The organism is Streptomyces sp. NPDC029956, from assembly GCF_055574655.1.
Window position 1 is genome coordinate 1 of the sequence record NZ_JBVHZJ010000138.1, and the last position, 1,140, is coordinate 1,140.

Annotated in this window: 1 protein-coding gene; it reads right to left on the minus strand. The window is 69.6% G+C overall.

Going from position 1 to position 1,140, the window contains the following annotated elements:
• Window positions 1–1,140, minus strand: a 1,140-nt coding sequence (locus ACZ4XX_RS40300; RefSeq protein WP_468512780.1) for an acyl-CoA dehydrogenase family protein, incomplete at its 5' end; no start/stop codon positions are given.

The following is a 1,140-nucleotide window of genomic DNA, read 5'->3' on the forward strand; positions in this document are numbered from 1 at the left end:
TTACGGGAGGTTGCGGGCCATGACGATGCGCTGGACCTGGTTGGTGCCTTCGTAGATCTGGGTGATCTTGGCGTCGCGCATCATGCGCTCGACGGGGTAGTCGCGGGTGTAGCCGTAGCCGCCGAGGAGCTGGACGGCGTCGGTGGTGACCTCCATGGCGACGTCGGAGGCGAAGCACTTGGCTGCGGCGCCGAAGAAGGTGAGGTCCTCCTTGTCGCCTCCGGCGGAGACCCGCTCGGACTTGGCGGCGGCGGCGTAGGTGAGCTGGCGGGCGGCCTCGAGCTTCATGGCCATGTCGGCGAGCATGAACTGGACGCCCTGGAAGTCGGCGATGGGCTTGCCGAACTGCTTGCGCTCCTTGACGTAGCCCTTGGCGTAGTCGAGGGCGCCCTGGGCGATGCCGATGGCCTGGGCGGCGATGGTGATGCGGGTGTGGTCGAGGGTCTTCATCGCGGTGGCGAAGCCGGTGCCCTCGGCGCCGATCATGCGGTCGGCGGGGATGCGGACGTTGTCGAGGTAGACCTCGCGGGTCGGGGAGCCCTTGATGCCGAGCTTCTTCTCCGGGGCGCCGAAGGACACGCCCTCGTCGGACTTCTCCACGACGAAGGCGGAGATGCCCTTGGAGCGCTTGTCGGGGTCGGTGACGGCCATCACGGTGTAGTACTCGGAGACACCGGCGTTGGTGATCCACCGCTTGACGCCGTTGAGGACCCAGAAGTCCCCGTCGCGCACGGCGCGGGTCTTCATGCCGGCCGCGTCGGAGCCCGCGTCGGGCTCGGACAGGGCGTAGGAGAACATCGCGTCGCCCTTGGCCAGCGGGCCGAGGTACCTGTGCTTCAGCTCCTCCGAGCCGGACAGGATCACCGGCAGCGAGCCCAGCTTGTTGACCGCCGGGATCAGGGAGGAGCTGCCGCACGCGCGGGCGACCTCCTCGATCACGATCACCGTCGCCAGGGCGTCCGCGCCCGCGCCGCCGTAGGTCTCCGGGACGTGCACGGCGTGCAGGTCGTTGGCGACCAGCGCGTCCAGGGCCTCCTGCGGGAACCGGCCCTCCTCGTCCACCGCCGCGGCGAACGGCGCGATCTTCGCCTCCGCGAGCGCACGCACCGACTCCCGGAGCATGTCGTGCTCCTCGGAGGG